We start from the raw sequence: 26,315 nt of genomic DNA, 5'->3' as shown, positions 1-26,315 counted from the left end.
AGGTGGGCGTGCTGGTCTCCGACGTCGGCTTGCTCGTCTGGGTCGGCTTGCTCGACTCGGTGGTCCCCGACGACGAGGACGACGTGGTGGCGGCCGACGAGCTCGACGGCGCGGACTCGCTGGTGGACGCCGAGGAGGAGGACGGTGCCTCCGAAGCAGAGCTGGTCGGCGTTTCCACCATCGAGGACGTCGGCACCGTCGAGGTCGTGGTGTCGGTGTCGTCGGCGAAAGCGGCCGGGGCGGCCGCGAACGTGATCAGAGCGCTGGCGGCCACCACGGCCGCGAGGCGCCCCAAGGGCTTACGCAAGATGTGCTCCAAAGAGTAAGTAGGCGCCACGTGCCCCCGCGTCCGTGACGCAACCCCCGTCACCACACTTTTGGGTGACTGCAGGGATCTTGCCGGAAAGCACTCGAAAAGCCCAACGAGAAAACCGTGACAAAAAGCACGGAAGAAGTCGGTAACGCAAAAGGGGTATGCGGCGATGTGGCGCGCATACCCCTGGGTAGGTCAATGAAGCATAACAGAAAAACTGAGGGGATCGGCGAGGTAGGAAAATTTCCTCTCGTGCCCCAGGTTCGCGAATTCCTGCCGGATCAGAACTCGAAGGCCGCGACGACGGGCGCGTGGTCGGACTCGGGGTACTTCCGGTCGTCGGCGAACGCGGCCGACTCGTCGTGCAGGAGCTCGTTGTGGATCTCCGAGCCGCGGTAGTGCGCGAGCAGGTTCCTGGTGACGAGCATGTGGTCGAGCATCTGCCCTTTGCCCTGGTGGTAGAGGGTGTAGCGGGCGGGCTCGGGTACGGTGTGCTCGACGGGGACGAGCACGCGGGTGGTCAGCGCGCCGTTGCCGGTGTCCTCGACGGCGCCGCGGATGGCCAGCACGGGCACCTCGTCGGGAGTGGCGTTGAAGTCGCCGGCGACCACGATCCGCGCGTCGCCGTCGTCATCCAGGATCCGGTCGACCAGGCGGCGGACCTCGACGGCCTGGCTCATGCGCTTCATCGACGAGATGAACGCGCCTTCGGCCCACGAGTCCGCTGTTTTCCAGGTGAACGCGTCGATCTTCCGCCCGGCGACGTCGCTGGGCAGTTTCGACTTGAGGTGCACGTTGATGACGTGCAACGGTTTTTCGTCGACGCTGATTTCGACGTGCAGGATCGGGCGCTCGATTTCCACGGGCTCGGCGGTCTCGTCCGGCGGGTCGGCGGTCAACTGCCGGTAGAGCGGTTTCGCGACCAGGTCGTTCTTCAGCTGCTCGGAACCGGAAATGGGGTGCACCGAGGCCACCACGAGGTTCCGCTCGTCGAAGACCTCCTTGGTCGCCGTGCGCGTGGAGGCCGTTTCCGCCGCGTCGAGGTTGGTGTCCTCCAGCAGGCGCCGGAGCGCGTGCAGGTCGCGTGGCTGCCCGTCGCGCTCCTGGCCGTTGACCTCCTGGAAGCACACGATGTCGGCCCGCAGCCGTTCGATCTGGGGCCGCATCAGCGTGATGCGCTCGTCCAGCGAGGGATGCGCGTCCGGGGCGGTCTCGTCGAAGTTCTCGAGGTTGAACGTCGCAATCCGCAACGTGGTCACGGTCCTCACCTCGCCCGTGTGTGCCGTTTTCCTCAAGTCGCGGGCGGGGCGGCGTCCGTTACCGCTCAGGCGGAACCGGTGCGCGGGAGGTGACAGTGCGGAAGAGGCGCAGCGGTGCCTGGCATTCCGCGGCGAGCGTCAGTTCGTCGGCCTGGTTCTCCGCCTTGAGGAGTTCGACCGCGCGGGGGAGCAGCGAGGGTTGTTCGAGCATCGGCATGGGGCCGGGCTCGCGGCGCCGCCAGCCGCGGGTGGAGACGGTGGTCATCGCGTTGCGGTAGGTCACGTCGCTCATGACCTTGAGGCTGCGTGCGCGGTAGAGCAGTGCCTGGAGGCTGACGTTCCAGCGTTGTTTCAGCTGCCCGAGTACGCGCCAGTCGGCTTTGCGGGGCAGTTCGGCGGCGATTTCGTCGGCGGGCATGAGGAATTCCGCGGCGAAGCGGTGCGCCTGGTCCTCGACGGTGCGGCCGCCCGGTTCGGCGTCGAGGTGCATCACGAGGTGGCCGAGCTCGTGGGCGACGTCGAAGCGCTGGCGGTAGTAGTCGTCCTTGAGCGGGTTGAGCAGGATGATCGGGCGGAGCGGGGTGTCGAAGGAGTACGCGTCGACGGTCGCGTTGTCGAGCGGGCTGAACACGACGAGGCAGCCGTGGTTCTCGACCAGCCGGACGAGGTGGCCGACCGGGCCCGGCGGCAGTTCCCACTGCTTCCGCAGGAGTCGTGCGGCTTCTTCGGGTCCCGCGCCGGCGGCCGCGTCGACGGGGTACTGGGGGAGGTCGCGTCCGGGGAACTCGACGTGCCGTTCGATGGCGGTGGCGATGTCGACGGCGAGGCAGCCGTAGGCGTGCGCCTGGTCGCGGGAGAGCTGGCTCGTGGAGCGCAGCGACCGGAAGTGGGGCGCGGTGGTCGCCGCGGGAAGGCTGCTGGGCCTGGCGACGAAGAACCCGGGTGCGACGTCGAGGGCGAGCGCGAGCGCGGCCACGGTGGCCGGTGCGGGACGCTTCAGCCCGCTTTCGTAGGCGGCGACGGCGGTGGGGGTCTTCTGGATCTGCGTGGCGAGGGCGTTCTTGCGGAGTCCGGCCAGCCGGCGGGCCAGGGTCAGCCGACCACCGTCGAAGAAGGCGGCGACGTCCTCCAGCCGGTCGTTCATGCGTCACCAATAGCACGAGGACCGCCCACCGCCCGACGCAGGGCGACGTCCGCGTCGGGCACGGTCGGGTCGGCGGCCGCGATGGGCAGGTGTGGTTCAGACCACGTGGTGCGGGCGGGTGGCTGGGCGAGGAGGTCCTCGCACCACACCCAGGCGTCCCCGCCGTCGGGGTTCCACCTGCTGCGCCCGAGGAACAGCTCGGATTCGACGGTCTCGGGGTCCATCGCGTGGGCGAGGATCAGGGTGGGCTGGACGGGCACGGTGGTGAGCGTGGTCAGCGGGAAGAGGCCGCCGTCGTCGTGCGGCTGTCGTGCGACGAGTTGTTTGGTCTTGCGGTGTTCGGGCCAGCGGATGCGGTGCACCTCGCCGAAGCGGTAGGAGGTGAGCAGCCAGCGCCAGCCGTCGGCCGACCAGCCGGGTGAGCCGTTGAAGTCGTGGCGAACGACCGTGCCGGCGGGGAGGTGGGGCATGGTGCGGAAGTCCTCGTCGGTGATGCCGGCGGCGAGCACGTCGCGGCCGATGGGCCCCTCGCCGCGGGGCGCCGCGTAGTCGCCGCACTGGAAGACGCGGTCGAGCCGGTCGATCAGGTAGGTGTGCCCGCTGAAGCCGATCCAGCTCTGCTTGTGGCCGCCTTCGGGGTTGTAGTCCTGCCGGACCTGCCCGTACGCCGACCGCTGGGCCCACACGAGCGCGTCCAGCACCCCGCGTCGCCGGAGGGTCGTCAGTGCCTGATCCCGCTCACTCATGCCGTGAAGTGTAGCTGGAAGCAGTATTTAGTGCGTGAAACTGAACCACACAGGCGTGCCGTCACGCGCTTGGGGACCCTGCGTGAAGGGGGTTCGGTGGGGGTGCTAATCTTCTCTTGTCGCTGAGGGAGACCGAAGCGGAACGAGCAAGCGCCATTAGCTCAACTGGCAGAGCAGCTGACTCTTAATCAGCGGGTTCGGGGTTCGAGTCCCTGATGGCGCACCATCACCCCAGGTCAACGGCCTGGGGTTTTTGTTTTTTGACGCTCGGCCACGTCTGATTGAACAGAAACTGCACACTTACTCGCCAGTCACGTGGGTGGGGACCGCGCGTTTGCCACCCGCCGACGGCGGTAGCGCGTTCCACTTCACCTGGTGTGTCGCCAGCTGGTCGCTGCTTTCATGTGCTTACCAGCGGCATCAGGGCAGGCGACCCAACACGAGCCGTCACGGCTGGCTTCGCAGAGGCCGGTTGTGGACAGGGTCGTGACGCCCGATGCAGGTGCGGCTCTGAGACCGCCCGCTCAGCGCTTGCCGGGGAAGGCGCGGTACATGCGGTACTGCCAGAGCGTGCCGTCATTAACGCCGGGCGAGCAGGAACCGAACCGCCAGAACCCGAAGTTCAGCTCCGCCACCACACGGCCGGGTGCCTCGGCCCGGCCGGTGCGCCAGAACGTGGCCGAGACCCCGCCGTCCATTCGTAGCGAGCCACGCGTCGCGATGGTCATGGGCGGCCGTTCGGTACGGCGGCAGACGCTCATGGGACAGCCGCGATTCGAGGTGGCTCAGGGCAGCCATCGTGTACCTTCGTCTGCGAAGACCCCGGCACGCCTCTGATTCAAGCGGCCGGGGTTTCACATTGTTCGGATGATGAGCGCGAGGAGCGCCGTCCTGCAGTAATCGGTACCTATACGGCGGCAAACAACGCTGCTCTTGACCGGTAACGGCGGGCATAGGCAAAGAACTGCCACAAAGTTCCGTTGATCTGCCGACATCCTCAGGGTCACCACCGGACTCCGTGAGGGAATGTGTCGACCGACGTAGGTGCACCCAAGGAGTGGCAGCCAACCTGCCTGTCGGAATCGCTTCCCCCGCACGAAAACGACCCGGCATCCCTCAACGAACGACGAGGACGATCTTCCCCGTGGTCCGGCCAGTCTCCCCGTGGGCGTGGGCCTTGGCGGCTTCAGCGAGCGGGAAGGTCGCGTCGAGGTGGGGGCGGAGCCGGCCCTGCTCGGCGAGTTCGGCGATGGCGCGCATGCCCGCGTTGTCGGCCTCCACAAGCAATCCCTCCATCCGGACACCCAGCTCGGCCGCCTTCTGTCGATCGGCGGATTCGCCGCCGTCGCCCACGAACGAGACCAGGACGCCGCCCCGGCGCAGGATTTCCAGGGAACGCGTGCGGACTTCACCGGCAAGGGAATCCAGGACCACGTCGACGCCGTCGACCGCGGTGGTGAAATCCGTGGTCCGGTAGTCGATCAACTCGTCCGCCCCGAGGTCACGCAGCAGGTCGTGTTTGCCGGCGCTGGCCGTGCCGATGACGTGCGCCCCCCGCGCCTTGGCGATCTGCACGGCCAGGTGCCCGACCCCGCCGGCCGCGGCGTGGACCAGCACCCGCTGCCCAGGCCGCACCTCCGCCGCGTCGACCAGCGCCTGGTACGCGGTCAGACCGGCGAGCGGCAGAGCGGCGGCCTGCACGTGGTCGAGGTTCGCCGGCTTCCGGGCGAAGGACCTGGCAGGGGCCTTGGCGTACTCGGCATAAGCGCCCGCGCCGTGCGGGTAGGGCAGCATGCCGAACACCTCGTCGCCGGGCTTGAACAGGGTGACCCCGGCGCCGACCTCCGCGACGACCCCGGAGACGTCCCACCCGAGGACCGGTACCGGCTCGCTCAGCCACGGCAGGCCCCCGCGGTGCTTCCAGTCGGTCGGGTTCACGCCCGCGGCGTGGACGCGGACGAGGATCTCGTTCCCTCCTGGCACCGGCCGCGGCCGTTCGACCTCCTCGAGCACCTCTGGGCCGCCGAAGGCTTCCTGGCTGATGGCACGCATCGTGGTGCTTTCGCTCATGAACCCCAGCGTGCTGGGTCCGCACCAGACCCGGCAATGGCAAGATGGTCACCTTACGATGAGATCGTGCCATCCCTGACCACGCGAGCGATCGGAGTCGGCTCTTGACACACCCGCATCGGGTCGTCGTGCTCGCCCTCGACGGGGTGTATCCCTTCGAACTCGGTATCCCCAGCCGGATCTTCGGCGCGACCGAGGACCTGTACGAGGTCCTGACCTGCACGGTCGACGGCGGGCCGGTGCGCACGGCGGCCGACTTCACGATCGCCGTCGAGCACGGCCCGGAGGTGCTGAGCAGCGCCGACACCGTGGTGATCGCGTCCTTCGACCCGTCCCCCGAAATGGCTGAGTTCCTCGCACACGGGTTGCCGGAGCCCATCGCCGCGGCGTTCGGGTTGATCCGGCCCGGCACCCGGCTCGTGTCCATCTGCACCGGCGCGTTCGTGCTCGCCGCCGCCGGCCTGCTGGACGACCGCCGGGCCACCACCCACTGGCAGGCGACCGAGCGCTTCCGGAGCCTCTTCCCGAAGGTGGACCTCGACCCGGACGTGCTGTTCGTCGACGACGGCGACATCCTCACCTCGGCCGGTGCCGCCTCCGGCGTCGACGTGTTCCTGCACCTCCTGCGCAGGGACCACGGCAGCGAGATCGCCAACCGGGCGGCGCGCCGCTGCGTGGTGCCGCCGTGGCGAGACGGCGGACAGGCGCAGTACATCGAAGCGCCGGTTCCCCGGACGTCGCAGGACAGCACGTCGGCCACCCGCAGCTGGGTGCTCGCACACCTGCACGAGCCGCTCGCGCTCGCCGATCTCGCACACCACGCGCGGATGAGCCCGCGCACCTTCGCCCGCCGCTTCACCGACGAGGTCGGCACAAGCCCGGGCCGCTGGATCATCCAGCAACGACTCGCCCGGGCCCGCCACCTCCTCGAATCGAGTGACCTGCCGATCGACGAGATCGCGAGCCAGGTGGGTTTCGCCACCGGCACCTCTCTGCGACAGCACCTGCACGCGGTGATCGGGGTGTCACCGCTGGCCTACCGGAGGACGTTCCGGGCCGAGCGGTCGACGCCGGCGTGACACGTCCGGTCAGGCGTCAACGCACCACAGATCGCCGTTCTTGACGATCGGCAGCTGGGCTGTCCGGGTCTGCCCGCCGCTGGTGCCGTCCACGTGGATCGTGCCGGTGGAACCGTTGACCTGCGGCGGCGCACCATTGGACCAGGTGGCGTCCGCGGGCAGCGAAGCCAGCTCGCCCTGCAGCTGGTCCAGCTGCGACTGGGACAGCTCCTTGCAGCTCAGCGCCTGGAAGTCGGCCACCTGGCGGGACGTGTACGCCGCGACTGCCGCGCTCTGGAGTTCCTCGGGAGTGGACTTGCCCCGGGCGCCGGCCGAGCCGACGGCGCTGCTCGGTGCCGAGGCGGAGCTGCTGGGCGTCGCGGAGCGGCGGCTGCTCGGCAGCCCGCTGACGCTCAGGCTCGGCAGCGGGGGCGGCGTGTAGCTCGGGATCGACGCGGCGTCGATCTTGTGTCCCGAGCTGAGCACGACCGCGGTGGTCACCCCGCCGGCGACGACCACCACCGCCGCGATCACCAGGCCGATGATCAGTCCCTTCCGGCGACGACCAGGCGGAGGTGGCGGCGCACCCCAGCCACCAGGCCCTCCCGGATAGCCGCCCGGCCCTCCCGGCCCTCCCGGATACCCCGGATACCCCGGTGCGCCCGGATGTGCGGGCGGCTGCTGGCCCCACTGTCCCTGCGGCCCGAACGGTCCCGGCTGCCCTGGCTGCTGCGGATACGACACGAACTCTCCCCCTTGCTCCGCGCACCTTCAAAGCACGCGATGACGGTGCCGCGAAAACGCTTCCACGGCTGTGCGGAACGGTGATCGGGACCTGCCGCCGCCCCTCCGGCCAACGTCCGATGAGGACGGTTGGTGCTGCGGGCACAACCGGTGGTCCCCCTCCCCAGTGTGATTCGGGCTCCATATTCGAGTGTCCGACTCGACGACGCAAGTACCGTCACCGGAAAGGCCGGGTCAACCGGCCATCTGCCGGGCCAGGTCCGGGACGAATTCCCCGCGACGAGAACCGGGAGCGGTGCCACAGGGTCCGTCGGAAACACCCGGAACCGTCAGCCAGGCCTGTTGCAGCGCGCCAGGTTCATCCGAAAACGCCCCGGGCGAACCCGGTTTCGCCCCCGCGGGATTGCAGTCGTCCGTGACCGTGGCACCGTTGCGGGCGCTGTCGGCGAGCAGGAAGTAGTCGCGGCGCCCCGTGCTCGCCGCCAAGGCGTCGAACAGCCGTCGAGTCGGCCCGGCGAGCTTCTCCATGGAGGCATATCGGCCGACGTTGACAGTGATCCCCGAAGCCTCACGGACTCCCGCGGCGAGAAGTCTTCCGGCGTACTGACTGGGATCGTCGTTTCCGGACACGTCGAGGAACACGAACACGTTCGGCGCGGCAGTGCGGATGGTGTGGACCACGGCAGCGAGGTAGGCCGCTGCACCAGGGCAATCACCCAGCAGCAACCCCGGTTCGAGGACGACGATGGCCCTCTCCTGGCCGAGCCCACGCGCGAAATCGGCGACGGCGGGCGAGCCCGCCTCTGGGCAGCGCCCCGGTTCGGTGAACGCGCCGACGAGCATCGGCTGCCAGCGTTGTCGCGCCGCCTGCGCCACGTAGTCGTGCACGTGACCGGCGAGATCCGTGTCCTGGGCCGTAAAACTGCGTGCGACGGGCGTGTAGGCGATTCGCTGTTCGATCGGCTCGGCCGCCGACGACTCGCCGCCAAGATGGGTGCGGACCCAAGTCAGCGCCGGATTGTCCGGATCCCGCGCCAGCTGATAACGCCCGGCGAGCAAGCGGAAGGCGGGTGGAGGTCCGGCGGGAGGCGGCGGTGACACGCACGCGCTGAGCAACAGGATCCCCAGCAGGCCAACGGCGAGTCGCCGCAGGCGGGACAAGAAAAACGCCCCACCACGGAAATCCGCGATGGGGCGGTTGGGGTGAGTGACGGGACTCGAACCCGCGACATCCTGGACCACAACCAGGTGCTCTACCATCTGAGCTACACCCACCACGCGAGGAGCCGGCAGCCCGCCAACCTCAGCCGGGATATCGTAGCGTGCCGTCCCCGCCGCCGCGCAGGGGGTTACCCGCTGTGCTGTTCCCGCACGTCAGCGGCCGCGGCGCGGGCCTCCTCGGTGCTGGGTCCGGGCTGGGGGACGAACGCCGTGCGGCGGTAGTAGTCGAGCTCGCCGATGGACTCCTTGATGTCCGCGAGCGCCCGGTGCGCGAGGCCCTTCTCCGGCTTGGCGTAGTAGACCCGCGGGTACCAGCGGCGGACCAGCTCCTTGACCGACGAGACGTCGACCATCCGGTAGTGCAGGTGCGCGTCCAGCTCGGGCATGTCCCTGGCGATGAAACCCCGGTCCGTGGCGATGGAGTTCCCGGCGAGCGGGGCGGTCCTGGCGTCCGGCACGAAGCGGCGCACATAAGCCAGCACCTGCCGCTCGGCCTCGCCGAGCGTGGTCGTGGAGCGGCGGACCTCCTCGGTCAGGCCGGACCGCGCGTGCATGTCCCGCACCACGTCCGGCATGCCCGCCAGCGTCTCGTCGTCGGTGTGGATGACGAGGTCGAGGCCCTCGCCGAGGATGTTGAGCTCGGCGTCGGTCACCAGGACGGCGATTTCGATGAGTGCGTCTTTGGCGAGGTCGAGCCCCGTCATCTCGCAGTCGATCCAGACAAGACGGTCGGTCACCGAACGACTTTAACGCGCCGTGTCCGGCGGCCACGACCGACACAGCGGAACGGGCCGCCCCGACCTCGGCCCGTTCCGCCGCGCACGCCCGCTCGTCACTGGTTTTCGAGCTGGCTGACGATGGTCTTCGCGTCGTTGATCGGGATGGCGAAGCCGATCCCCACCGACCCCGCCGACGACGACGGGCTGTAGAGCGCGGAGTTGATCCCGATCACCTGGCCCGCCATGTTCACCAGCGCGCCGCCCGAATTGCCCTGGTTGATGGCGGCGTCCGTCTGGATGGCGGTGTAGCTGGGCGAGTCACTCGTCCGGTTGGCCGTCTGGTCGAACGGCGAGGACTGCTGCTCACCGGTGCCGATGTCGGACAGCTGCCGGTTGAGCGCGCTGATGATGCCCGAGGTCACCGTGTTCTGCAGCCCGGCCGGTGAACCGATGGCGACGACCTCCTGCCCCACGGCCAGTTTGCTGGAGTCGCCGAGCGTGGCGGCGGTGAGACCGCTGGCGCCCTTCGCCTGCAGCACGGCGATGTCGGCCTTCGTGTCCGCGCCGAGCACGCTCGCCTGGTACTGCTTGCCATCCGACAGGGTGATCGTGACGTCTCCGACCGCCCCGGACACCACGTGCGCGTTGGTGAGGATCTTGCCGTCGGAACTGAGGATCACCCCGGAACCGATCGCCTCACCCTGTCTGGTGGTCACGTTCACCTGGACGACGCTGGGCAGTACCTTCGCGGCGACCGCGCTGACGTCGGTGTTGGTCGTGCCGGAGACCGTCTGCGCACTCGCCGTGGTCCCGGAAGCGGTCGCCGAGGAGCCACCTTCGAGGCCCACGATCGCCGCGCCGCTCGCGCCGCCGACCAGTGCGGCCGCCACGGCCGTCGCGCTGACCAGCGCCGCCACCCGCTTGCCCTTGCGGCGCGGCGGTGGCGGGGTGGGGACCTGCCCGGCGGGAGCAGGCTGCGTGTAGTACGGGTAGCTCTGCTGCGGCTGGTAGCCACCCAGGTGGCCCTGCCGGAAGTCGTTCTCGCTCATGTGCCCAGCTTCGGTCGCGATGGTGTGAGGAACCTGTGGAACAGCTTCGAAATCAGCTGAGAAGAATTTCCTGAGAATTCTCAGCGGAATCTTGGCGGGAGCGGGGGCCAGTACCGGCTGCGGTCGCGTGCGAGGTGGCGCGCCAGCTCGGCCCAGGCCGCGGGCCGGATCTTCGCGACCGGTGCTGCCGGGTCGATCCCGGTGCTGTGCAGGAGTTTCGGGTGTCCGAGGACCTTTCTCGCGGGCTGGCTCGGGGTGCGGTACGCCGTCGACAGGAGCGTCCACAATGCCCGGTCGGGAACCGCCTGTCGCCTGCGGATGACGAGGTGGGCCGAATCGACTCGCGGGGGAGGGGAAAAGCAGTTCGCGGATATCCGCGAGACGAGTTCCAGTTCGAATCGCGCTGCCCACCAGGCCTGTTCGAGGTCCCGGGGCGCGATGACGCGTTTCGCGAAACCCCACTCCACGATGAGCGCGGCCTGCCGCAACCGGGTGCGCTGGGGGCTGAGGAGGCGGCGGAGAAGAGCGGTCGACAGCGCGTAGGGGATACTGGCCACCACTGAGAAGTGCTTGCGCGGCAAGGGAAAGCTCATGATGTCCGCCTGGATCACGCGGACGTTCCCGCGATCGGCCAGACGGCTCCGGAGCTTGCGGACGAACTCGGGGTCTCGTTCGACGGCGAGCACCTGAGCGTTCGTTTCAGCCAGATGGGTGGTGATCGCGCCCTGCCCGGCACCGAACTCGACGACGAGGTCGCCGGGGTGCAGCGGGCAGGAGCGAACGAGCCGGGCGGCGATCCGGGGTGCGGCAAGGAAGTGCACGCCACCGGAGCGCTCGGCACGGGGTGCCGGGGGCATGGGGACTCCACGTCATGAGGAAGGACAGGGCTCATGACGCAGCGACTGGTGTGCGTGGGGAAGGGGCGCGGACGGATCGTCGGCGCGGGGGTGTGAGCAGCCGCTGCGTTCAGGCGGACCGCGGACGAGCGGTCGCGACGCTGGACTGCCACAAAGTTCCCATGCGACGAAGGTAGCAAGGTGGGCAACGGGTTTTCGGCGGCGCCGAAAACTGTCGGTGGTCGGCGCTATGGTCGGCGCAACGAAGATCCGACCACTGGAGGTACCGATGACCAGCACCTTGCAGCGCCCCGCCGAACTGCGTGCGGAGGGCCCGTTCGACCTCGCCGCATCCGCGCGGTTCCTCGAAGGGTTCACGCCGGCGGCGCGCGCCGACGCCGCGGAGGAGCCGGGCACGCTGCGCATGGCGTTCCCGGTCGAGGGGAGCTGGCAGCACGCCGGTGTCCTGATCCGGCGGAGAGCACCGGGTTCGGTCGAGGTTTCCGTTGCCGCGGAAGGGGAAGTGGTCGGCGCGGCGGTGCGGCAGGTGGGCCGAATACTGTCGCTGGACGTCGACGGCGGCAGGTTCGCGGAGCTGGGCAGGGCCGATCCCGTGGTGGGTGCGCTGCAGGAGCGTTTTCCGGGGTTGCGGCCCGTGCTGTTCCACTCGCCGTACGAGGCGGCGTGCTGGGCGATCATCGCGTCACGCATCCGGATGACGCAGGCCGCCGCCATCAAGCAGCGCATCGCGGAGCGGTACGGCGAGCTGGTCGACGTCGAGGGCAAGCGGCTCGCGTCGTTCCCCGCGCCCTCGGTCCTGCGCACGCTAGACCAACCACTGGGTCTCTCGGCGACGAAGGTGCACCGGCTCCGCGCGATGGCCCGAGCGGCGGAGGAGGGCTTGCTCGACGCCGAAGCGCTCCGGGCCCTCGAACCCGAGGAAGCGCTGCGGCAGTTGCGGCGGCTACCGGGTATCGGCCCGTTCTCGGCCGAGCTGATCCTCATCCGCGGGGCCGGTCATCCGGACCTGTTCCCGGCCAATGAACCCCGTCTGCACGACGAGATGCGCGAGCTGTACGGCCTGCCGGATGCGGACGTCGCGGAACTCGAGACGCTCTCCGAACGCTGGCGCCCGTACCGGAGCTGGGTGGGGTTGCTGCTGCGCGTACACCGGGAGGTCCGCCTGGGGTGAGTCCACGGTCAAGGGTGAGGGATCCCGCGCGCTCGTAGGCGAGGTCACGGTCTTGGCGCCGAGTCCGTGCACTCGTCGGGCGAGAGTTCTCGGACGTCCGTGGGTCCGGTTCGAGGCCGCTCGGGGCGGGGGTTCGGGAACGGGGGAGCTGGGTCGGAGGCTCCGGGCTGGGGGCCGAGGCCGTTCGGGCCGGTGTCTGTCGGGTCGGTGTCTGTCGGGTCAGGCCCTTCGGGGGAGGCGCGTTGCGGGCCGGGCCTTCGGGCCGGTGTCTGCCGAGTCGGCCCCGTCAGTGCCGGGCGCTTCGAGCCGTTGCGCTTCGGACTGCTGCCCCTTCGGAGAGGTGCTCCCCGGGCCGAGGCCCTTCGGACCGAGCCTCGCGGCCCGGTGCCCTTGGGATTGGTGCCATTCCGGCCGGACTTTTCCGTGCCGAGCCTCACGGCCCGGTGCCGTTCGGGTCGGCGCTCTTCGGGCCGGGACCGTTCAGCGCCGAGCCCCGCAGAGCCGAATCGGATGACCGTCCGGGCCGACTTCGCCGACCCGCCTAACCGCGCCCCGGAAGCAGCCGCGCGGGCGCCCTCACCGCTGAGGCGAGCCGTCGTCCCGACGCGGCGACCTGACCAGGACTTACTGACAGCAGAACGGAAACCTGTGAAACGGACGGGGGTGGTAACACCACGTAGACAACCGATGTGGTGAGCTGCGCGCGTGCAACTCGCGGACACGGGCGACGTCGTATCACCGGTCGGGATCTTCGGTGCGCAGCCGGACCCGACGGTCTGGGTGCCGCTGGTGACGGGCGGTCTCGCGCTGCTGCTGGTGCTGTCCGGGGCACCGTGGCGGCTGGCCCGCAACCTCGTGACCATCGTGCACGAGGCCGGGCACGCCCTCGTCGCGGTGCTCGCCGGGCGGCGCCTGCAGGGGATCCAGCTGCACTCCGACACGTCCGGCGTCACGGTGTCGCGCGGTCGCCCGACGGGGCCCGGCATGGTGCTGACGTCGCTGGCCGGCTACCCCGCGCCCGGGGTGCTCGGGCTCGGGTTCGCCGGGCTGCTCGCCGCCGACCGGATCACGGTGCTGCTCGCCGTCGCCGCGGTGCTCCTGCTCGGGGTGCTGGTGATGGTGCGCAACGCCTACGGCGTGCTGTCCGTCGTGCTGACGGCGGGCGGGCTCGCCGTGGTCGCGCTCGTCGCCGGACCGGAGGTGCAGGCGTGGTTCGTGTACCTCATCACGTGGTTCCTGCTGTTCGGCGGCCTCCGGCCGGTGTTCGAGCTGCAGCGGAAACGACGCCGGGGCGCGGCCCGTGACTCCGACGTCGACCAGCTGGACCGGCTCACCGGCGTGCCCGCCGCGCTGTGGGTGCTGATCATGGTGGTGATCGCGCTGACGTGTCTCGTGGTCGGCGGGGCGTGGTTGCTGGAGCCCGCGCTGCAGTCCTGAGCTGCCCGTACGGCACACTGGAGTGCCTGAAAGCGGCGAAAGGAAGGTGCGCTGTGTCCGACGAGGTGGCCAAGGCAGTAGAGGAATGCGCGCGGGCGGCGAAGTCGGCGGTTCCAGCACTGGCCACGGCGCCGGACGAGGCCATCGACGCCGCGTTGACCGCCATGGCACGCCTGCTCCTGGAGCACCGTGAGGCGGTGCTGGAAGCCAACCGCGCCGACGTCGCGAAGGCCCGGGAAGAGGGCATGAGCGCGGGGCTGCTGGACCGCTTGACCATCACCGAGGAGCGGCTCACCGGGATGGCCGAGCAGTTGCGCCTGCTCGCCGGCGCCCCGCACCAGGAACGATCGATCCCGGTGTCCACACTGGACGGCGGCCTGCGGCTGGTGGAGCGGCGGCGCCCGGTGGGCGTGATCGGCGCGAACTACGAGGCGCGGCCGAACGTGACGGTCGACGTGGCTTCGCAGCTGGTCAAGTCCCGCAACGCCGGTGTGCTGCGCACGGGTTCGGCCGCGCTGGGGTCCGCCCAGCGGCTGCTCGACGTGGTGATCGCGCCCGCGCTCACCGAAGCCGGCATCGACGCGGACGCGATCCAGCTCGTGCCCCGCGTCGAGCGCGAGGCCGCCACGGCGCTGGTGCAGCTGCCGAGCCTGGTGCCGCTGGTGATCCTGCGCGGCAGCGGGGAGAGCACCCGCAGGCTCGCCACCGAGGCCGCGGTGCACGGCGTCCGCACGCTCGCCCACGCGGACGGCGGCGGCGTGCTCTACGTGGACGAGGCCGCGGACGCGGACAAGGTGCGCGCGCTGGTGTTCGACAGCCTCGACCGGCTGGGCGTGTGCAACCGGCTGAACCTGCTGCTGGTGCACTCCGCCGTCCACGAGCGGCTGTGGCCGGTGATCTCCGAGGCGCTCGCGGAGCGTGAGGTGACGCCTTCGCTGCCGCCGCACGAGCACGCGATCGGCTACGAGTGGGCACTGGACTCCGACCACGAGGCGACGGTCACCGTCGCGCAGGTCGAGAGCCTCGCCGAGGCGGTGCGCATCGCGAACGAGCAGACGTCCGGCCTCGCGGCGGGGATCGCCACGGAGGACAGCGCCGCCGCCGAGGCGTTCTTCGACGGTTACACGGGCACGGGCGTCTTCTGGAACGCGCCGACGCGCCTGCTCGACGGTTTCAAGCTGCTGGCCGTGCCGGAGACCGGCATCAACCTGGACCGCGTCCCCGGACCGCGGGGGCCCGTCACCTACACCGATCTGTACGTGCGGCAGTACGCCGTGCTACCCGCCTGACCATCGCGGTTTCGCGCCCGTCGTCGGGCTGCGCAGGCCGGACGGCGAGGTTCGCGGTGGCAGGTCGCCTGGCGGGTTCGCCGCCTTGGCCTGCCGCCGTGGGGCTCGCGGCGGCCTGTGGCGCGAAGTGGCTGGGGTGGCGCGCTGGGCGGGCTGTGGCGTCGCCTTCGGCGGCCGCGGCGGTGGGTTGCGCGGTGCGTGCGGTGGCTCGGGTGACCGCGGCGGCGGGCTGGCGGGGTACGTTCGGCGGCTGCGGCGATGGGCGGGGAGCATGCGGCGGCCGTGGCGGTGGAGCGCGGGGTGCGTGCGGTGGCCGCGGTGCGGCGGCGCGGCGCTGAGGCCCGGGTGCGTTCGGTGGCTGCGGCGGCGGGGCGCGGGGTGCGTTCGGCTGCGCGGCAGTGGCTCGCGCGGCGGCGTGCGATGGCCGTGCGGTGCCGTGGGCGGGCTGCGGTCAACAGAACAGACCGCCCGAACCGCGCCCGAAGCGCCTCAGCCCCGGCGGAGGGCGAACGAGCGCAGGCGCGCGTAACCGCGAACAGCCGTGGCGCGGCGGGGGCGGATCGAGTACCTGTGGGTCGTCGCCAGCGCGCGGGCCAGTTCCCGGTCGATGAGGATCGTGCCTGGGCGGGCGATCGACGTCAGGCGTGCGGCCAGGTTCACCACCGAGCCGTACACGTCCCCGAAGCGGCTCAAGATCCTCCCCGACGCCATCCCCGCCCGGACGTCCGGCAGCGTCGGGTCCGCCGTTGTGCGTTCCGTCAGCGTCAGCGCGATCTCCGCGGCGTCCACGGGCGAATCGGCCACGAACAGGACCTCGTCGCCGATCATTTTGACCACCCGGCCGTGGTGTTCGGCCACCACCTCGGTCGCCAGCGCCTCGAACCGCTCCAGGATCTCACTCAGCTCCGACTCGCCGATCCGCCGCGTCAACCGCGTGTACCCGACCATGTCCACGAACCCCGCGACCTCGGTCCGCGCCTCCAGGTTCTCCTCCGGCGACGCCAGCGCCCGCCCCGCGAACGCCGCCAGGTGCCGCCGCCACACGAAGTCCTGCACCCGCTGCAACTCGGGCACCAGCCGCTCCACCAGCAGCGCCACCTGCTTCTCGTCGCGGCCCAGCTCCTCGTTCTCCGTGATCAGCGTCCACAACATGGACACCTGCCACTCCGCCAGCCGCGACAGGTGCTGGCCCAGCGCCCTCGTCACCGTCGTCTCCAGGCGCGGGTCCAGCCACCCCGACGAAATCAGCTGATCGGCCAGGCGCACGGCCTCCACATCGGCATCGGTGAACACCACGTCGTCGTCGGCGACCGTCGCGAAACCCAGCGCCCGCCACAGCCTCGTCGCGCGTTCGATCGGCACACCCGTCTTCTCGGCCACCTCGAGCCGCGTGTACCGCCGCTGACCGCCGAGCAGGATGCGTTCGAGTCGTTCCTCGTCCACGCCGGACCGTCAGGTCGTGTGCACGATCAGGACGTCCACCCCGGACTTCCGCGCCGCCTCCGCGGGCACCGAACCGAGGATCCGGCCGGCCAGCGTGTTCAGCCCCCGGTTGCCGACGACCAGCAGGTCCGCCGACCGCTCCCGCACGACCTTCCGCAGCGCCTCCACCGGCTCGCCGACCACCGCGACCGTGTCGATGTCCGTGGCCCCCACCTTGACGGCCCGGTCACGCGCCGACTGCAGCGTGTCCTCGGCCGGAGCGGAGCCCACCACCTGGTACGCCTCGTCGCGGAGCACGTCCTGCGCCTTCTCGACGTCGCTGCGGCTCGCCGGGTAGTAGGCGCACACGATCACCAGCCGCGCACCCGAATCCGCCGACACCGCCGCCGCCCGGTCGACCGCGCGAAAGGACGAATCCGAACCGTCCGTACCCACGACCACAGTCTGGTAAGCCGCCATGCGAAAGTCCTCCCGGCCAGTGCGCGAACCGCGTGGCTGTGAAGGCTACTCGCCAGTCGGTTTGCTCGCAGCCCCCTCCTTGGCGGCCGGAACCGGCGTCGCCGGACGGGTCGGCTGCTCCTCGGGCAACGGCTCCACCACCGGCGCCGCGTCGCCCAGGACGGCGGTCGCCTCGTTGAGCACGGCCTTCGCGGCCTTGACCTGCTCGGCGATCCCGGCACGCAGCGACCGGAGCGCCTCGACCCGGTCGGCGGCGGCGTTGATGCGCTTGTTGGCCTCTTCGGTCGCCTCGCGGACCCGCCGCTGCGCCTCGTCCGTGGCCTCGGCGAGCCGGGCGTTCGCCTCGGTGATCGACGCCTGCTTGCGGCGGTTCGCGTCCTCGATCGACTCGCGGCGGCGGCGCTCGATCTCCTCGTGGGCCGCCTTCTGCTCCTCCGCGACCTTCGTGCGGATCGCGGTGGCCTCCTCGGTCGCCTCGCGCACGCGGCGTTCCGCCTCGGCCTTGCTCGCGGCCTCCTGCTCGGCCAGCACGCGCATGGCCTCGGTGCGCCGGGCGGCCATGGCGATCTCGAAGTCCTCTTCGACCTTCGTACGGCGCTGCTCGGCCTCGGAGTCCAGCCGGTCGCGCTCGTCCTTGGCCTTCTGGGTGATCGACTCGGCCTCGGCCCGCGCGTCCTCCAGGACCTTGCGGTGCTCGGCCTCCATCTCCTTGCGCCGGGCGTCGAGCTCGGACAGCAGCTGCTCGTAGCGGGCACGCATCGCGCTCGCGTCGGCCTCGGCCTTCGCCCGGATGTGCCCCGCCTCGGCCTCGGCGCGGGCCCGGGTGTCGGCGGCCTCGTCCTGCGCGAGCCGGAGCATGCGCTGCAGGCGTTCGGACAGGCCCTCGACGGTCGTCGGCGGCTGGCCCAGCCGTTCGACCTGGCCGCGGAGGTTGTCGATCTCCCCGCGGGCCTGTTCCAGCTGGCGCGCCAGGTCGCCCGCCTGCGAGATGGCGGCGTCCCGGTCGGCGGCGAGCATCTTGAGGTCGCCGTCGAGCCGTTCCAGGTGCTCGTCCACCTGATGCCGGTCGTAGCCGCGCTTCGCCAGGTCGAAGCCGGCCCCCAGCGGTACAAGCTCCCGTTCTTCGCCAAGGCTCATAACGAAATGGTAGCTGTGACGCGGAGCGTCGCCATTGAGGGTGGTGGTGGGGAGGCGGCAGGCCGTAACCGTGACGCGGAGCGTTACCGGCACGGGTGCGCTCCGGAATTCTTGACCGGGCGGCCAACCAAGCGCACCATGGAAATCCGGGAGAGCAAAGGCGCTTTCAGGAGGTGATTCACGATGGCCGAAACCTCGACACGTGCATGGATGCGTCCGCACGACTGGGCCGAGGTGGTGCTGGGAGTGGTGGCGGTGCTGTCGTTCCTGTGGGTGGACACCGACAACGCCGCGATGTGGACGATGATCGTGCTGGGCGCGCTGATCGCCCTCGACGGTCTGCTGTCCCTGGCCATGCCGGGGCTCGTCTACGGCGAAGGGGTGCAGGTCGTGCTCGGCGCCCTGCTGTTCATCTCGCCCTGGGTGATGAGCTACACCGACCTGACCGCCGCCGCGTGGTCCGCCTGGATCATCGGTGGCCTGACCCTGGTCATCGGTGCCGCGGCGCTGCCCGTGGCGAACTCGGCGCACAGGATGGCGGGTCAGCACTGAGTACGGAAGAGCCCCCGGCGAAGGAGCGGATCCTCGTCGCGGCGGAGGAGCTGTTCGCCGAATCGGGTTTCGACGCCACGCCCACGTCGCGCATCGCGGAACGCGCCCGCGTGCCGAAAGGTCTCGTGCACTACTACTTCCGGCGCAAGTCCGACCTGCTGGGCGCGCTGATCAAGCGACTGCCCGACGAGCAGATCGAGCCGGAGCTGGTGGTGGTGCCGGGGGACATCGCGGAGAGCCTGCGGCGTCTGGTCCGCGAACTGGACGCCCGGCTCGCCTGCTCCCGCATGCTGTCGCACCTGCTCTGGCGTGAGGCCGACACGCACCGCGCGGTGCGGGACGCGCTGCACGAACGGTTCCAGCAGCTGGTGCGGCAGGTGCGGGCGGTGATCCTCGCGGCGGGTGAGGGCGGGATCGCGGTCGCGGACGTCGACAGCGCGGCCGGCCTGCTCGCACTCGCCGTGAGCTACCGCCACTCCGTCGCGCGGCACGGCGACGAGCCGCCGGACCTGATGGAGCGGGAGCTGAACTTCATCGCCGACGCGCTGATGGCGCGGCCTGCTCCCTCCTAGGAAGCGGGCTCCACCAGTTCCACGAGCACGCCGCCGGCGTCCTTCGGGTGCACGAAGTTGACCCTGCTGCCCGCGGTGCCACGCTTGGCCTTGTCGTACAGCAGCCGCAAACCCTTGGCGCGCAAGGCCTCCGCGGCGGCTTCGACGTCGCGGACCCGGTAGGCGACCTGCTGGAGGCCCGGGCCCTTGGTGTCGAGGAACTTCGCGATCGTCGAGTCCGGGCGCAGCGGCGCGAGCAGCTGGATCGCGGGGCCGGACTCGTCGCCCTCGGCGTGCAGCATCGCTTCGCGCACGCCCTGTTCCTCGTTCTCCTCGGTGTGCGTCGCGCGCATGCCGAAGTTCTCGGCGTAGAAGGCGATGGCCGCGTCGAGGTCCGGCACCGCGATGCCGACGTGGTCGATCGTCGTCACGAGCGGTTTCAGCGCCTCATCCATGAGGGGGAGCATAGGCGCCCGCGAGTCGCCGTTCGCGTGCCGCGACTCACACCTGTACTGGCGAGGTCCTGCCGGTATCGTCGAGATGACCGCCGTTGTTCGTGTTTTGGAGGCTGCCTTGTCCGGTTCGGTGATCCTGGGTGCCGCCCGCACCCCGATCGGTCGACTGCTGGGGTCCCTGAAGGACTTCTCCGGAGCACAGCTGGGCGGGGTGGCCATCAAGGCCGCGCTCGAGCGCGCCGGGGTGTCGCCCGAGGCCGTGCAGTACACGATCATGGGCCAGGTCCTGACCGCCGGCGCGGGGCAGATCCCGGCGCGGCAGGCCGCGGTCGCGGCTGGCATCCCGATGGACGTGCCCGCGCTGACCATCAACAAGGTGTGCCTGTCCGGCCTCGACGCGATCGCGCTGGCCGACCAGCTCATCCGCGCGGGCGAGTTCGACCTCGTCGTCGCGGGCGGGCAGGAGTCGATGACGCAGGCGCCGCACCTGCTGCCGAAGTCGCGGTCGGGCTTCAAGTACGGCGACGCGACGCTGCTGGACCACATGGCCTACGACGGCCTGTTCTGCGCCTTCGACCAGGTCGCGATGGGCGCTTCGACCGAGAAGTACAACTCGCGCTACGGCCTCACCCGTGAGCAGCAGGACGAGTTCTCGGCGCGCTCGCACCAGCGGGCCGCGGCGGCCATCGCGAACGGCCTGTTCAAGGAGGAGATCGCCCCCGTCTCGATCCCGCAGCGCAAGGGCGACCCGGTGCTGTTCGAGACCGACGAGGGCGTGCGCGCGGACACGACCGTCGAGGGCCTGGCGAAGCTGCGTCCCGCGTTCGCCGCGGACGGCACGATCACCGCGGGCTCGGCGTCGCAGATCTCCGACGGCGCGGCGGCCGTCGTCGTGGCGAGCCGGGAGAAGGCCGAGGAGCTGGGCATCACGCCGCTGGCGGAGATCGGCGCGCACGGCGTCGTCGCCGGCCCGGACGCGAGCCTGCACGAGCAGCCGTCCAACGCGATCAAGGCCGCGCTGGCGAAGGCGAAGCTCGACGTGAGCGCGCTGGACCTGGTGGAGATCAACGAGGCGTTCGCCGCGGTGGGCCTGGTGTCGAGCGAGAAGCTCGGGCTGGACCCGGAGAAGGTGAACGTCAACGGTGGCGCGATCGCGCTCGGCCACCCGATCGGGGCTTCCGGTGCCCGGCTGGCGGTGCACCTCGTGCACGAGTTGCGGCGCCGTGGCGGCGGGCTCGGTGCCGCGGCGCTGTGCGGTGGCGGCGGCCAGGGTGACGCGCTGCTGATCAAGGTCCCGTCGAACTGACGGGACGACGCGCTGCCTGATCCGCCGCGGTCTGGACAATGGGAAGCATGGTGCCTGTCGAGCGCGTCGGTCTGGTCGTCCACGGCGGCAAGGAGGCGGCACTCGCGGCGGCCCGTGAGGTGCGGCAGTGGGCGGCCGAGCACGGCATCCCGTGCGTCGACATCGACGTGTGGGACGACCACGACGGCAGGCTGCACGCGCGGGACGAGGCGGCGCGGGCGGGTAATCCCGATCTGATCGTCACCGTCGGCGGCGACGGCACGTTCCTGCGCGGCGTGCGTGTCGCCGGGCCGTCGGGGGCGCGGGTGCTGGGCGTGAACGTCGGGCGCGTCGGCTTCCTCACCGAGGTCAGCACCGACGACGTGCGTGCGGCGCTCGACGCCGTGCAGCGGGGCGAGACGACGGTGGACGCGCGGATGGCGCTGACGATGCGCGCGTCGCGGCCGCTGGAGATCCCGCGGGGTATGGAGGCGATGCTGCGGTACGGGCGCGGGCCCGCGCTGCCGCCGCCGCAGCCGCGGCCGGGGATGAAGAGCGAGGTCGGCTGGGGCGTGCCGTTGGACGTGCTGGCGCTCAACGACGTCGTCGTGGAGAAGCTGGCGCGGGACCGGCAGGCGAGCCTCGCGGTGTACGTCGGCGGGAAGCTCTTCGCCTCCTACAGCGCCGACGCGCTCATCGTCGCTTCGTCCACCGGGTCCACGGCGTACAGCTTCGCGGCGGGCGGGCCGATCGTGTCGCCGAAGCTGGACGCGCTGGTGTTCACGCCCGTGGCGGCGCACATGGTGTTCAACCGCAGCGTCGTGCTGGACTGTTCGCAGTCGGTCGGGATCCTGGTGCTGGAGCATTCGGGTCAAGTCGCGGTGAGCGTCGACGGGCAGCTCCGGGGCGTGCTGAACCCGGGTGACTGGATCAGCGTGTACGGCGCGCAGCAGCGGGCGAAGCTCGTGCGGTTGACCGAGCCGGATTTCCTCGGCAAGGTGCGGGACCGGTTCGGGCTCGTCGACTCGGCCGCTGCGCTGGCGGACGGTCAGGCCCCGGCGTACGCGCCGAACGAGCCCATGCCGCCGGACCTGGCTCACCCGGGGCCGCTGGAGAACTGACCCAGGGCGCGCATCAGCGCTTCGACCGCGGGGCCGAACGCATGCTCGGCGGGGGTCGCGTAGCCGAGCACGATGCCCTGCGGGTGCTCGCCCTCGGCGAACCAGTGCCGCCCCAGGCCGTCGATCGCCACCGATTCCCGCAGCGCGGCCTTGATCACCTCCGCCTCGGTGAGGTGTGGCGGCAGCAGCACCAGCAGGTGCAGGCCCGCGGAGATCCCGATCGGCTGGAAACCCTTGGGCAGCAAGGAAAGCAGGCGATCGCGGCGACGCCGGTAGGTGGTGCGTCGCTGCCGCACGTGCCGGTCGTAGGCGCCGGAGTCGAGCATGTCGGCGAGCACCAGGTGGTCCAGCGTCGGCGGTCGCCAGCCGGTCGCGGTGAGAGCCGCGCGCACCGGTTCGACGAGTGACCTCGGCAGCACCAGCCACCCGATGCGCGTCGCGGGAGCGAGGGTTTTGCTGACCGTTCCCGTGTAGACGATCCGATCGGGCGCGAGGGCCTGCAACGCGCCGACGGGCTGCCGGTCGAAGCGGAACTCGCCGTCGTAGTCGTCCTCGATCACCAGGCCGCCGGTCGTCGTGGCCCAGCGCGCCAGTGCCGTCCGGCGTTCCGGTGCGAGCGTCACGCCGAGGGGGTACTGGTGCGCGGGGGTGACGACGACGGCGGGATTGTCCACAAGGGACACTTGTATACCGGCTTCGTCGACGGGCACCCCGGCGAGCCGCAGGCCCGCGCGGCTCGCGTTCTCACGGATCTGGGGTAGGGACGGATCTTCGAAGGCCAGCGAGGTTTCCCCGCGCTCGCGCAGGACGTGGCAGAGCACGGTCAGCGCGTGGCTGAACCCGCCGCACACCACGATCCGGTCGGGCTCGGCGACCACGCCCCGGCTGCGGGACAGGTAGCGCGCCAGCGACTCCCGCAGTGCCGCCGAACCGTGCACCTCGCCGTAGTCGAACACGTTCGCGGGCGCTTCCTGCAGCACGCGCCGGGTCGCCGAAGCCCAGGCCGCACGCGGGAAGGACGACAGGTCGGGGCGGCCGGGGTAGAGGTCCCACCTCGCGTCCGGCACCCACGGCGCGGCGCGCGGGCCGGTCTTCTCCGGGGCCGGGGTGGCGGGGTTGATCGCGGCGACGCGGGTCGGCGCGCCCTGGCTCGTGCGCAGGTAGCCCTCGGTGGTCAGGTCGGCGTAGACGCGCGTAACCGTGCCGCGTGCGACGCCCAGGTCCTTGGCGAGCGCACGTGTCGACGGCACCGCGGTGCCGGGTGCCAGCCGCCCCTCCCGGATCGCCCGGCGGAGTGCGTCCGCGAGCCCCTGCCGTCCGGTGCCCGGATGCCAGTCAAGGTGCACGTCCCAGCCCGGACTGGTCCACGAATCTGCCACGAAACTGGACCATACACGTGGGCCAGTTGGCGATAGCGTTGTCGTCATGACGAAGCGGATCCAGATCAGCGAACGCAGCCCGCAGCTGTTCAAGCACCTCCTCAACCTGCACCACGACATCGAAAAGGCGGCCGCCGACGCCGGACTGGACCAGCGCCTCATCGAGCTGGTGAAGATCAGGGCGTCGCTGCTCAACGGCTGCGCGTACTGCCTGGACCTGCACGCGCGGGACGCGCGGAAGCTCGGCGAGACCGAGCGGCGCGTGCTGATGGTCGGCGCGTGGCAGGAGACCGACTTCTACAGCGAGCAGGAGCGGGCCGCGCTGGCCCTGACCGACGCGATGACCCGGCTCTCGCAGGTGCAGGACGTGCCGGACGACGTGTACGAGCAGGCGACCACCGCCTTCACCGAGGAGCAGTACCTCGTGGTGGCGTGGGCGATCACCGCGATCAACGCGTTCAACCGGCTGGGTGTCACCAGCCACAAGCCGCTGCCGGAGAACCCCCGGTGACGGCCGCCGCGCTGCGGGCACTGCACGTGCCCGGAAAGCCGCTGCTGCTGCCGAACGTGTGGGACGCCGACAGCGCCCGGCTGGTCGAAGAGGCCGGTTTTCCCGTGGTGGCAACGAGTTCGCACGCCGTCGCGGCGGTACTGGGTTACGGCGACGGGGAACGGGCGCCGGTGGACGAGATGTTCGCCGCTGCCGCGCGGATCGCCCGCGCGGTGTCGGTCCCGGTGACGGTCGACGCCGAATCGGGGTACGGGCTGCCCGCCGCCGAGCTGGTCGAGCGGCTGCTGGAGGCCGGCGCGGTCGGCTGCAACCTGGAGGACACCGACCACGCGCGCGGCGCCCTCCGCCCGATCGCGGAGCAGGCCGAGTGGCTGGCGTCGGTGCGCGAAGCCGCGGGGGACGCGCTGGTGCTCAACGCCCGCGTCGACCTGTTCCTGGGCGGGCGCGGGGCGGAAGTGCTGCCGGAGGCGATCGAGCGGGCGAAGGCGTACCTGGCGGCGGGGGCGGACTGCGTGTACCCGATCCTGCTCCGCTCCGCGGACGTGCTGGGGGAGTTCGTGCGTGCGGTGAGCCCGGCCGCCGTCAACGGAAACCGCATTCCCGGGGTGGATGTCGCGTCGCTGGGCGTCGCCCGGGTCTCGCTGGGAGCGGGCCTCTGGCGCGAGACGCGCGAGTGGCTGGCGAGGCGGCTCGGGGAGTTGTGAGGGTCACCGCCCGGGGGAGGTCTACTCCTCCTCCGGGAAGTGGACCTTGATGTCCTCCCGCTCGACGTGTTGTTCCGTGCCCGCGTACGCGGTGTACGCCTTCTCGTCCGCGCCGGTGAGGTCCGGGTCGGCGACGAACAGCGTCAGCACGCTCCGCGGCCACAGGCGCAGCGCCCGCACGGCGTTGATCTCCGCGCCGAGCACGAACACCAGCCCGCCGAGGTACAGCCACGTCAGCAACCCGAGCACGATCCCGAACAGCCCGTACGTCGCGCTGGCGCCCCGCAGCTCGTGCTCCACCAGGTAAGTGCCCGCCTCCTGCAACCCCTGCCACACGGCCGCCGCGAACAGCACCCCCGGCCACAGCTCCCGCACCGGCACCGGCCGCCCGGTCAGCACCCGGTACCCCAGCAGGAACAGCAGCACGTTGACCGCCACCGCGGCGACCGTGCCGCCGACGCGCACCAGCACACCCCAGCCGAGGACACCGACCACCGCCGTCAGCACGGTGGTGAGCAGCACGCCCAGCCCGAGCGTCACCACCAGCAGCAGGCTCCGCGCGTAGTACCCGCCGATCCCGGGCCGGCGCACGCGCGGCACCGCCCACACCTTGTTGAGCACCGCCTGCCCCGCCCCGGCCACGCTGAGCCCGCCGATCACCGCGCCGACCGCCCCGATCACCACCCCGGCGACGTGCCCGTTGAGGCTGTGGACGTTCCCGGCGATCTGCTGCCCGATCACCGGGAAGTCCGCCAACGCCGAGTGCAGTACCTGCTGCTGCAACCCCGGATCGTCCTGCAGCGCGAACCCCAGCACCGTCACCAGCAACAGGAGCAGCGGGAACAGCGACAGGAACCCGTAGTAGGCCAGCAACGCGGCCAGGTAGTAGCCCTGGTCGTCGATGAACTTGCACAGCACCGCCACCGGCACGGCCAGCCACGCCCGCCGTTGCTGTGCCTCGTCCCACCGCTGCGCCGCCATGTCCCCACCGCCTCGGCGCCGGGTACCCCGTCACGCTCCCGGTGACACTCAGCCGGGGTACGGCGCCTTTTCCCGTGCCACGCGGAGGGCGTCCGCCCACCAGGCGAGCTGGTCGAGCACCACCTTCGCGCGGGTGGGTGCGTCGGCGTCGAGCGGCTGGCCGTCCTGCCAGGTGTGGAAGTAGTTCGGGAACACCAGGCCGTCCCTGATGGTCACGGCGTGCAGTTCCGTCAGCACGTTCTCCAGGTGCAGCACGGCGTGCCTGCCCCCGGCCAGCCCGCCGTAGCTGGCGAACGCGACCGGTTTCGCCGTCCACTGCGTGAAGTGCCAGTCGATCGCCGCCTTCAGCGACGCGGGATAGCTGTGGTTGTACTCGGGCGTCACCACGAGGAACGCGTCCGCGCTCTCCAGAGCCGCGGTCAGTGCCGCCATCCCGGCGGGCCGCGGGTACTCCGCCCCGGCCAGTTTCGGCGGCGCCGCGGGGAGCGCCAGCGGGAGCTCGACATCCGCCAGGTCGACGACCTCCACCTCGAAACCCCCGTGAGCACGGGCCTGCTCCGCCAGCCACGAACCCACGACCGGACCGAACCGTCCTTCCCGGACACTGCCGAGGATGATCACCAACTTGTTCGTCATGCCATCCAGCTTCGGACCGCAGCG

At 70.8% G+C, this 26,315-nt stretch carries 28 protein-coding genes and 2 tRNA genes; 12 read left to right on the top strand and 18 right to left on the bottom strand.

Annotated features, from left to right (window positions below; all coding sequences use genetic code 11):
* Window positions 1-8 precede the first annotated feature (8 nt).
* Window positions 9-326: a hypothetical protein gene (locus BMZ92_RS38035; protein ID WP_245782916.1), complete on the top strand. Its 318-nt coding sequence runs from the start codon at window positions 9-11 to the stop codon at window positions 324-326.
* 268 nt (window positions 327-594) lie between these two features.
* On the opposite strand, the gene BMZ92_RS05890 is transcribed toward BMZ92_RS38035, so the two are convergent.
* Genes BMZ92_RS05890 through BMZ92_RS05880 form a run of 3 tightly spaced genes read right to left on the bottom strand, consistent with a single transcriptional unit; the run spans window position 595 to window position 3,462 of the window.
* Entirely contained in the window at window positions 595-1,572 is a 978-nt protein-coding gene (locus BMZ92_RS05890; RefSeq protein WP_091504847.1) for an endonuclease/exonuclease/phosphatase family protein, read from the bottom strand.
* A 58-nt stretch (window positions 1,573-1,630) separates the two neighbouring features.
* Window positions 1,631-2,716, bottom strand: a complete 1,086-nt coding sequence (locus BMZ92_RS05885) for an ImmA/IrrE family metallo-endopeptidase (protein ID WP_091504680.1) — start codon at window positions 2,714-2,716, stop codon at window positions 1,631-1,633.
* The gene (locus tag BMZ92_RS05880) at window positions 2,713-3,462 is read right to left on the bottom strand and encodes a hypothetical protein (protein WP_143249802.1); all 750 of its coding nucleotides are present in this window, start codon (window positions 3,460-3,462) and stop codon (window positions 2,713-2,715) included. The genes BMZ92_RS05885 and BMZ92_RS05880 overlap by 4 nt, the downstream gene beginning before the upstream one ends.
* A gap of 150 nt (window positions 3,463-3,612) precedes the next feature.
* Between BMZ92_RS05880 and BMZ92_RS05875 the strand changes: the two genes are divergently transcribed.
* Window positions 3,613-3,688, top strand: a tRNA-Lys gene (locus BMZ92_RS05875).
* A 298-nt stretch (window positions 3,689-3,986) separates the two neighbouring features.
* Here the strand turns inward: BMZ92_RS05875 and BMZ92_RS36765 are convergent.
* Both BMZ92_RS36765 and BMZ92_RS05870 read right to left on the bottom strand, forming a co-directional pair.
* On the bottom strand, window positions 3,987-4,190 hold the full coding sequence (locus tag BMZ92_RS36765) for a hypothetical protein (protein ID WP_143249801.1): 204 nt from the start codon (window positions 4,188-4,190) through the stop codon (window positions 3,987-3,989).
* Between the two features lie 388 nt (window positions 4,191-4,578).
* On the bottom strand, window positions 4,579-5,514 hold the full coding sequence (locus BMZ92_RS05870) for an NADP-dependent oxidoreductase (RefSeq protein WP_091504846.1): 936 nt from the start codon (window positions 5,512-5,514) through the stop codon (window positions 4,579-4,581).
* A gap of 122 nt (window positions 5,515-5,636) precedes the next feature.
* Between BMZ92_RS05870 and BMZ92_RS05865 the strand changes: the two genes are divergently transcribed.
* Window positions 5,637-6,611, top strand: a complete 975-nt coding sequence (locus BMZ92_RS05865; protein ID WP_091504678.1) for a GlxA family transcriptional regulator — start codon at window positions 5,637-5,639, stop codon at window positions 6,609-6,611.
* Window positions 6,612-6,620: 9 nt separating this feature from the next.
* Here the strand turns inward: BMZ92_RS05865 and BMZ92_RS05860 are convergent, their stop codons facing one another.
* The 6 genes from BMZ92_RS05860 to BMZ92_RS05830 all read right to left on the bottom strand — a co-directional run bounded on the left by BMZ92_RS05860 (window position 6,621) and on the right by BMZ92_RS05830 (window position 11,180).
* Window positions 6,621-7,124: a hypothetical protein gene (locus BMZ92_RS05860; protein WP_091504677.1), complete on the bottom strand. Its 504-nt coding sequence runs from the start codon at window positions 7,122-7,124 to the stop codon at window positions 6,621-6,623.
* A 444-nt stretch (window positions 7,125-7,568) separates the two neighbouring features.
* Window positions 7,569-8,495 carry a glycoside hydrolase family 6 protein gene (locus BMZ92_RS05850; protein WP_177228550.1) on the bottom strand — a complete coding sequence of 309 codons (927 nt, stop codon included), beginning with the start codon at window positions 8,493-8,495 and terminating at the stop codon, window positions 7,569-7,571.
* 38 nt (window positions 8,496-8,533) lie between these two features.
* Window positions 8,534-8,609, bottom strand: a tRNA-His gene (locus tag BMZ92_RS05845).
* Between the two features lie 74 nt (window positions 8,610-8,683).
* Complete coding sequence (gene orn / locus BMZ92_RS05840; protein ID WP_091504675.1) at window positions 8,684-9,292, bottom strand: oligoribonuclease; 609 nt, start codon at window positions 9,290-9,292, stop codon at window positions 8,684-8,686.
* A gap of 95 nt (window positions 9,293-9,387) precedes the next feature.
* Complete coding sequence (locus tag BMZ92_RS05835; protein ID WP_091504674.1) at window positions 9,388-10,323, bottom strand: S1C family serine protease; 936 nt, start codon at window positions 10,321-10,323, stop codon at window positions 9,388-9,390.
* Between the two features lie 80 nt (window positions 10,324-10,403).
* Entirely contained in the window at window positions 10,404-11,180 is a 777-nt protein-coding gene (locus BMZ92_RS05830) for a ribosomal RNA small subunit methyltransferase A (RefSeq protein WP_245782915.1), read from the bottom strand.
* 268 nt (window positions 11,181-11,448) lie between these two features.
* Here BMZ92_RS05830 and BMZ92_RS05825 point away from each other — a divergent pair, with 268 nt between their 5' ends.
* The 3 genes from BMZ92_RS05825 to BMZ92_RS05815 all read left to right on the top strand — a co-directional run bounded on the left by BMZ92_RS05825 (window position 11,449) and on the right by BMZ92_RS05815 (window position 15,077).
* Complete coding sequence (locus BMZ92_RS05825) at window positions 11,449-12,351, top strand: DNA-3-methyladenine glycosylase family protein (protein WP_091504672.1); 903 nt, start codon at window positions 11,449-11,451, stop codon at window positions 12,349-12,351.
* 747 nt (window positions 12,352-13,098) lie between these two features.
* Entirely contained in the window at window positions 13,099-13,788 is a 690-nt protein-coding gene (locus BMZ92_RS05820; protein WP_177228562.1) for a M50 family metallopeptidase, read from the top strand.
* A gap of 53 nt (window positions 13,789-13,841) precedes the next feature.
* The gene (locus BMZ92_RS05815) at window positions 13,842-15,077 is read left to right on the top strand and encodes an aldehyde dehydrogenase family protein (RefSeq protein WP_091504670.1); all 1,236 of its coding nucleotides are present in this window, start codon (window positions 13,842-13,844) and stop codon (window positions 15,075-15,077) included.
* A gap of 489 nt (window positions 15,078-15,566) precedes the next feature.
* Here the strand turns inward: BMZ92_RS05815 and BMZ92_RS05810 are convergent, their stop codons facing one another.
* Genes BMZ92_RS05810 through BMZ92_RS05800 form a run of 3 tightly spaced genes read right to left on the bottom strand, consistent with a single transcriptional unit; the run spans window position 15,567 to window position 18,116 of the window.
* On the bottom strand, window positions 15,567-16,520 hold the full coding sequence (locus BMZ92_RS05810; RefSeq protein WP_091504669.1) for an adenylate/guanylate cyclase domain-containing protein: 954 nt from the start codon (window positions 16,518-16,520) through the stop codon (window positions 15,567-15,569).
* Window positions 16,521-16,529: 9 nt separating this feature from the next.
* Entirely contained in the window at window positions 16,530-16,979 is a 450-nt protein-coding gene (locus BMZ92_RS05805) for a universal stress protein (RefSeq protein ID WP_091504668.1), read from the bottom strand.
* Between the two features lie 45 nt (window positions 16,980-17,024).
* Complete coding sequence (locus tag BMZ92_RS05800; RefSeq protein WP_091504667.1) at window positions 17,025-18,116, bottom strand: coiled-coil domain-containing protein; 1,092 nt, start codon at window positions 18,114-18,116, stop codon at window positions 17,025-17,027.
* A gap of 183 nt (window positions 18,117-18,299) precedes the next feature.
* On the opposite strand from BMZ92_RS05800, the gene BMZ92_RS05795 reads away from it, so the two are divergent.
* Together BMZ92_RS05795 and BMZ92_RS05790 are read left to right on the top strand one after the other, a co-directional pair.
* On the top strand, window positions 18,300-18,668 hold the full coding sequence (locus BMZ92_RS05795; RefSeq protein WP_091504666.1) for an SPW repeat protein: 369 nt from the start codon (window positions 18,300-18,302) through the stop codon (window positions 18,666-18,668).
* Window positions 18,665-19,240: a TetR/AcrR family transcriptional regulator gene (locus BMZ92_RS05790; RefSeq protein ID WP_091504845.1), complete on the top strand. Its 576-nt coding sequence runs from the start codon at window positions 18,665-18,667 to the stop codon at window positions 19,238-19,240. Before BMZ92_RS05795 ends, BMZ92_RS05790 begins: the two co-directional genes overlap by 4 nt.
* Here BMZ92_RS05790 and mce read toward each other — a convergent pair.
* Window positions 19,237-19,674, bottom strand: a complete 438-nt coding sequence (gene mce / locus BMZ92_RS05785) for a methylmalonyl-CoA epimerase (protein WP_091504665.1) — start codon at window positions 19,672-19,674, stop codon at window positions 19,237-19,239. The two genes, BMZ92_RS05790 and mce, sit on opposite strands and share 4 nt — an antisense overlap.
* 118 nt (window positions 19,675-19,792) lie before the next feature.
* On the opposite strand from mce, the gene BMZ92_RS05780 reads away from it, so the two are divergent.
* Both BMZ92_RS05780 and BMZ92_RS05775 read left to right on the top strand, forming a co-directional pair.
* Complete coding sequence (locus tag BMZ92_RS05780) at window positions 19,793-20,980, top strand: acetyl-CoA C-acetyltransferase (protein WP_091504664.1); 1,188 nt, start codon at window positions 19,793-19,795, stop codon at window positions 20,978-20,980.
* Window positions 20,981-21,027: 47 nt separating this feature from the next.
* On the top strand, window positions 21,028-22,080 hold the full coding sequence (locus tag BMZ92_RS05775) for an NAD(+)/NADH kinase (RefSeq protein WP_091504663.1): 1,053 nt from the start codon (window positions 21,028-21,030) through the stop codon (window positions 22,078-22,080).
* On the opposite strand, the gene pdxR is transcribed toward BMZ92_RS05775, so the two are convergent.
* Entirely contained in the window at window positions 22,056-23,459 is a 1,404-nt protein-coding gene (gene pdxR, locus BMZ92_RS05770; RefSeq protein ID WP_091504662.1) for a MocR-like pyridoxine biosynthesis transcription factor PdxR, read from the bottom strand. The two genes, BMZ92_RS05775 and pdxR, sit on opposite strands and share 25 nt — an antisense overlap.
* Window positions 23,460-23,505: 46 nt before the next feature.
* Between pdxR and BMZ92_RS05765 the strand changes: the two genes are divergently transcribed.
* Window positions 23,506-23,970 (top strand): carboxymuconolactone decarboxylase family protein, encoded by a 465-nt coding sequence (locus BMZ92_RS05765; protein ID WP_091504661.1) that lies wholly within the window; start codon window positions 23,506-23,508, stop codon window positions 23,968-23,970.
* Window positions 23,967-24,674 (top strand): isocitrate lyase/PEP mutase family protein, encoded by a 708-nt coding sequence (locus BMZ92_RS05760; protein WP_091504660.1) that lies wholly within the window; start codon window positions 23,967-23,969, stop codon window positions 24,672-24,674. Before BMZ92_RS05765 ends, BMZ92_RS05760 begins: the two co-directional genes overlap by 4 nt.
* 21 nt (window positions 24,675-24,695) lie before the next feature.
* On the opposite strand, the gene BMZ92_RS05755 is transcribed toward BMZ92_RS05760, so the two are convergent.
* Both BMZ92_RS05755 and BMZ92_RS05750 read right to left on the bottom strand, forming a co-directional pair.
* Window positions 24,696-25,655, bottom strand: a complete 960-nt coding sequence (locus BMZ92_RS05755) for a YihY/virulence factor BrkB family protein (RefSeq protein ID WP_091504659.1) — start codon at window positions 25,653-25,655, stop codon at window positions 24,696-24,698.
* Between the two features lie 48 nt (window positions 25,656-25,703).
* Complete coding sequence (locus tag BMZ92_RS05750; RefSeq protein ID WP_091504658.1) at window positions 25,704-26,291, bottom strand: NADPH-dependent FMN reductase; 588 nt, start codon at window positions 26,289-26,291, stop codon at window positions 25,704-25,706.
* Between the last annotated feature and the right edge of the window lie 24 nt (window positions 26,292-26,315).

The organism is Amycolatopsis sacchari (assembly GCF_900114035.1).
Taxonomy (GTDB): domain Bacteria; phylum Actinomycetota; class Actinomycetes; order Mycobacteriales; family Pseudonocardiaceae; genus Amycolatopsis_E; species Amycolatopsis_E sacchari.
The sequence above is the reverse complement of the archived record's forward strand: the minus strand, read 5'-3'. Positions and strand labels throughout refer to the sequence as shown.